Source organism: Staphylococcus sp. HMSC065D05 (assembly GCF_001813195.1).
GTDB lineage: Bacteria > Bacillota > Bacilli > Staphylococcales > Staphylococcaceae > Staphylococcus > Staphylococcus epidermidis.
In genome coordinates this window covers 1-5,837 of record NZ_KV811715.1, presented here as the reverse complement: position 1 = coordinate 5,837, position 5,837 = coordinate 1, and the positions used below count along the sequence as shown (strand labels likewise).

Annotated in this window: 4 protein-coding genes; 2 read left to right on the top strand and 2 right to left on the bottom strand. The window is 27.1% G+C overall.

Translation table 11 applies throughout. From position 1 onward, the window contains the following. Window positions 1-41 precede the first annotated feature (41 nt). Window positions 42-755, bottom strand: coding sequence for a DUF536 domain-containing protein (locus HMPREF2897_RS00040; RefSeq protein WP_002447742.1), 714 nt, complete (start codon window positions 753-755; stop codon window positions 42-44). A 385-nt stretch (window positions 756-1,140) separates the two neighbouring features. Between HMPREF2897_RS00040 and HMPREF2897_RS00035 the strand changes: the two genes are divergently transcribed. Further along, window positions 1,141-2,097, top strand: coding sequence for a replication initiator protein A (locus tag HMPREF2897_RS00035; RefSeq protein ID WP_002447743.1), 957 nt, complete (start codon window positions 1,141-1,143; stop codon window positions 2,095-2,097). A gap of 434 nt (window positions 2,098-2,531) precedes the next feature. Here the strand turns inward: HMPREF2897_RS00035 and HMPREF2897_RS00030 are convergent, their stop codons facing one another. Further along, the gene (locus HMPREF2897_RS00030; protein WP_002495693.1) at window positions 2,532-3,218 is read right to left on the bottom strand and encodes a hypothetical protein; all 687 of its coding nucleotides are present in this window, start codon (window positions 3,216-3,218) and stop codon (window positions 2,532-2,534) included. A 184-nt stretch (window positions 3,219-3,402) separates the two neighbouring features. On the opposite strand from HMPREF2897_RS00030, the gene HMPREF2897_RS00025 reads away from it, so the two are divergent. Further along, window positions 3,403-5,313 (top strand): hypothetical protein, encoded by a 1,911-nt coding sequence (locus HMPREF2897_RS00025; RefSeq protein WP_002447747.1) that lies wholly within the window; start codon window positions 3,403-3,405, stop codon window positions 5,311-5,313. The last annotated feature ends 524 nt before the right edge of the window (window positions 5,314-5,837 follow it).

The window sequence follows — 5,837 nt, the reverse complement described above, 5'->3', positions numbered from 1 at the left end:
CAAGAGTTTATAAACTCTTGATACACCTTTTACATTCCTTTTTAATTACCAAACAGTCTACTCCAAAAACTTTTTTTAGAATAATTTTCGTTTCTTATATCCTCTTTCTGATCACCATCTGTTTTATCACTTTTTTGTGATTCACTATCTTGTTGTTTATCCTCATGTTTATCTTTACTTTCATCACTGAACTGAGAAACTATTTTTTCTTTTTGATTATCTGAGTCACTATTTATAGAATCCATATTGTCCATTGTTTCTTGAACTTCAATGTCCTGTCTTTTATTAGCAGAATAATTAAGTTGCTTTTCTTCTTCTAACTTAGACTCTAACTTTTGTATTTTTTTGTTACTTTCCAATGCTAATACTTGTTGGTTTTCAAGTAATTTCGACCTTTCTTGTAATTCTTTCCTATAAAATTCTATTGTCGTTTCATGACGTTTTTCTTGTTTTTCAAGTTGCTTATTTAAAGTATCTATTTGCTTTTCAAGTAGTTCAATTATTTGAACATCATATTTAGATTCATTTTTTGTATTATCTATTTTAACTTTTTCTGAGCTTGTGTTAGTACTTTCAAATCCATATTTCTTTTTATTTCGGATTACTCTTTGAATAACCTTTTCTACATCAACATCATTTTTAATGAATGAAGTATTATCCTGTTTTATTGTTTCTATATTCAATCTTTTTATATTATTAAACACAGTCTGTTTACTAACTTCCAATTCTTCACTGATTTGTTTAACACTCTTCATATCTTCAACCCTTTATAAATACTTTATCAACCCTTTATAAGAAAATTCTATCACAAATGCTTTTATAAAGGTATCTTTATAAAAAATAAAAACCCTTTATAAACATTTGATAACAATTCCGTCAAGTGTTTATAAAGGGTTTTTAAGTGAAATTATAATATCTTTTATATGTTCTTTTTTAATGATATAATATTCATAATACGTTTTAGTCCCAACTACTGGTAATAGTTGGGACTTGGTAATAAAACGTTACAATACGTTAGCTATTTAATTTGATATATGTATTATATACAACAATATCTACAGTTTGCAAGTCAAAAAGTTATGTGGATTTGTAATGTTTTATTACCTCTATTCAAATTTAATTGGAAAGAGGTTTTTTATTATGTCTCGTAAAAATATTAAAAATCAAGCTAGTCAAAATTTTTATATGCTACACAAAGCATTATTTGTTAATGAAAAATATAAAAAATTAAGTGATAGTGCCAAAGTCACTTATGCAATCCTCAATGATAGAGTTAGCTTATCAATTAAAAATAATTGGATCGATGATAATGGGGATATATATTTCATTTTTACAAACGAAAGTCTCCAGAATATATTAGATAAAAGTAAGAATACAATTACTAAAATAAAAAAAGAACTTCAAGAAGTAGGGTTACTTGAACAAATACGTACAGGATTTAATAAACCTAATAAATTATATTTGCATGATATAGAAACTAATATTAGTGTAGAAAAAAGTATTCAATCCTCATCTACAACCTATAATGACAAGGAGTCCCAAATTTTGGGACTCCAGAATCCCGAAATTTGGGACTCCAGAATCTCAAAATTTGGGACTCCAGAATCCCAAATTTTAGACCCTAATGATACTGATTATATTAAGACTGATTATATTAAGACTGAGAATAATGATACGGATGATTTGAATGATAATAAACTAAAATATCCTAGTAATCATACAAATCATTCAAATCACAACAACTCAAACTTTAATAATGAAGCTTTAAAATTCCAATTACTCGAAGAACTACCACAAAGTATTCAAAACTATCTAAGTAACTTTGAAGTAGCTGAAATTAAAATTATCAAAACTGTATTATTAAAAGCCAAAACATCTTTCAACAATACGATTGATAACTACTACTTGCTAGAAGATATGGAAATAGAAATACTTCATGTTCTTAAACGTTTTAAAGCCATGCTTATTCAAAAAAATGAAACCATTGAAGCCATGCAAGGGTACTTAATGAAATCTCTTAAGTCTGAATTTGCTGAAATGCATACCCTTAATAAACGACGTGATCATTTACCCATCACTTCTTTATTTAATCAATAATGATTCAATTAGAGAGCATCTTTAAATAGATGTTCTCTTTTTTTATTTACAAGTGGTTGCTAAGGCAACCATCTAGATCAAACGAAAGTAAGGGAGGGGATAACAAAATAACATCCACACAATGTCACAACACAGCATGCTGCTATCAAAGAAGGGAGGAAGACTTATGAGTACTAAGAAAAAGATTAAAGTTACATTTGCAATGATTAATGTTCTCTTAACTGCAGTCGAATTTTATCTTCAATGGCAATTGAGTAAATCTGAAAATGAACTGTAGTTAAGCAAAAAGGTGGGATCAAAACGTTTTTGTTTTAGTCCTATTTTTTCTATAAACAAACATTCTTCGTTTAGTAATGGCTCAAATATGTTTCATAAGAAGAAAAACAAAAAAACTCTACTTAATCATAATTGGTTGTAGAGTTTTTTTGATTTCTTTATTTAATTTTTTCGTCCTCTTTCTTTTTAGGTTCGTAACATGCCACATATATAATCAATTGTATAGTAGTAATCATCATAAAAAATGTATACCAATCATTATTATGCAAGTATAATTGATAAGTTAAGTTAGAAGTTGTTGGTAATGTACTTTCATTAATTTTAACTATCGCATTGCATAGTGGTTCAAACAGTTTCGTAGTTAAATATTCAACCTTCTCTTTACTAGCAATTTCTGTACTCTGATTTTGATGTTCATCGGGATAGCGTTCCACGTAATTATCATTTGTAATGATTGTTTCTGATGTTACTTTAATATCTCCCATTTTCACAATGCCATTATCATTAATAATTTCTGTTAAAACATCTATATTAGGAATCTTCATATTTTTTATGCTACTAATTGTATTTGTGAATTCTTGATTATATCCCCAATGACGTCTAAAGTTTTCTATCATTTTTGTATTTAACTGACTAATTTCATTAAAGTTATTGCTAACTTTAAATGCTTTTCTCAGTTTTTCTGTAAGTTCTATTGAAGTACTTTTGAAGATATCATTACTCATTAATTTTCTATATTCTGAACTATTTAAGTAGTTAGTAGTTGTGAACACATTTCTTTGTAATTGCGTATTATTTTTAACCATAGCCATTGTTTTTTGATAATTAATTAATGCTTGATTCACTATATCATCTCCCGTCATTTGAAATTTTTCTCTACTTGTAACTAATTATATAATAATTATCGACTTATTATATCTGTATTTATCTACATTAGCCTTTCTGCTTCGCACTTCGGTTCATAAATTAAAAAGTGATAAGATGAAAGAAACATATAATAACATAATTTAAAAGGAGTTAAATTAACTTATGAATTATACAATTACAGAATTAAGTCTCAGAAATCCTAATTATTTAGGCATTAGTCGAGAACTATTTATTAATGACAAATACTGTAATTTATCTTTTTTAGCTAAAATCTTATATAGTATTTTAAGTAAATTGCAATTCAGAAATGGTTATGACGAATGGACTTTAAATATGCGCAAATTAGAGAGTGAATCTAAATTAGTAGCTGAAGATATAGAACAATATTTAATTGATTTAGAAGAACTGGATTTGATTTTTACAGCAGGAGATAAAATAGTTGTTTTACAACAAAGAGAATTAGCCAAAAAAGGTATTTACAAAATGCCATCATTCTTACTAAAAGATGCTTTTGATGATTTAGATTGGTACGCTAAGATTTTATATACTATATATCGAAATAGATATTTATTTGCTATTAAAGAAAATATGGGTAATAGTGATTTTTACAATGATGAACATATACTTTATGGAATATATAAAATTAAAGATATTGTTAATGAATTAATGATTGATGAAGAAACAGTTGAGATGTACAACGAACAACTCATTCATGCACATTTACTTAACACTTCAACTACGACTAATGGGTATCTGCGTTTCTACACATACGACGTCTCCAGTGTACCTAAACAATCTAATACAAAAACAACACATCACGAAAAACAAAAATTAATTAAATATATGCCATCAAAAATAGCTTTTATTTTTCAAACGATGGATATCGAACATATTTTGAAAATACAACATGCTATGCGAAGTTATATAGCACATTACAACATCAACAATCCAAATCGCTATCTACGAAAACATGCTGATGGTATTAGTAAAATCATTCAAACAATGGCTTTAGTTGGTGATACAGATAACAAAGACGTATATACAAAGCATAATTTATGTTTCTATGTATTTAACAATGAGATGAAACGCTATTTAGATAATCCAAATCATTTTAAAACTAATAAATCACAAATTAATTATCATATTGATATATTTAATTCGATGATGTCTACAATATTATCGGATTTGAAGATTAATAAAAACGACTCGTTTAAGATTAAAAGATTACAAAATACGTTTCCCGAATTTCAGAAATCAACAATCTCTTTACTTCGATTATTTACCTTTAATGATGCAATTTTTTTAGGCAATACACTACGTGATATTATAGAAATCAACAATATATCTAATATTGACCTTACACCAGATAATTTATTTAGTTATAGCGATAATATGTCTTCTATTAATATAGCAATATGTGAAGTCAAAGGTTTATTGATACTAGCAGACCTTGAATTTTCTCATATTGCACCGTTCCTAAATGATATGCTCTTCGATAGATTTAATACGTATTATGATTGGACTACTACAGATATAGGTATTGATATTGAAAAACAATATGCCGAATTAGAAAAAGGGAATAATAGTTATAGCTTTTCAGAAGAAACGTCTTATATGGTGCAGCTATTAATACAACTGACCAATTGTAATGAGTCAGAAGAAAATACTCAGGCTATTCAACGTGTATTGTATTTGTTTTCAGGTTTTCATCGTTCAATATTACCTCTTAAATTAGAGAAGTATATGTTGTCATTAAAGCTATCCGATTTCATATATGTATTTAGAATGTTTTCATTAGGAATAGCCGATTATACACTTTCAATGAAATACAAAATGAACTTATTCCATGTAGACTTGTCATTACTGGAAGACCGTTTATTACGTTGTATTGATATTATCCTACATGTAAAAAATAGTACTAAATTAAATGATAATACAAATATATGTATTAGTATCGTAAGTGGTGAAATTTCTAAGAGTTATCAAGATGGTCATCAATACGAATATGTAAAACATACAGAAACAGAGATTACGAATTTAATCAATGAATACTTGGAAGAAGAAAAACAATAATACAACGACTAAAATCCCCTTACATCTAGCAAGGGGTTTTTAATGGTTTATATATCCTTATCTTTCTACCTTTAGATGTTTCTTCATTAGTTAGATTGACGTTCTTTTTTAATTTCCAATTGAAACATGTAAAGTTTTTCTGCACTGTCTAAAGTAAGTTTACGTTCACCACTTCTTAATCATTGTATACTAGACGTCGATACACCTGTTTGTTGATGAATATAGTAAGCCGATAAATCACTTTCTAATAATCGTTCGATAGTTTTTATAATCATTGTCTTATCAATTAACCGTTTATTTATTTGAGCGTTTTATAGATACAGAATAAAAATTAAAGCTAATGCGATAGCTAACACACCAATAGTATAGTTCAACAAAGTTTTTAACCTTATTTTCAATAATCTTGTCATTTTTATCACCTCAATTTCTCATTTTGTAATTCTTATGATTACTCACTTGTTTATTTTTTGTTTTAAAACAAAAAATAAACGGTTCTGTTGCAAAGTAAAAAAATATAGCTAACC

Excerpts from the sequence above, each read along its gene's own strand:
- HMPREF2897_RS00040 (WP_002447742.1), bottom strand. The coding sequence starts at position 755 with ATGAAGAGTGTTAAACAAATCAGTGAAGAATTGGAAGTTAGTAAACAG.
- HMPREF2897_RS00035 (WP_002447743.1), top strand. The coding sequence starts at position 1,141 with ATGTCTCGTAAAAATATTAAAAATCAAGCTAGTCAAAATTTTTATATG.
- HMPREF2897_RS00025 (WP_002447747.1), top strand. The coding sequence starts at position 3,403 with ATGAATTATACAATTACAGAATTAAGTCTCAGAAATCCTAATTATTTA.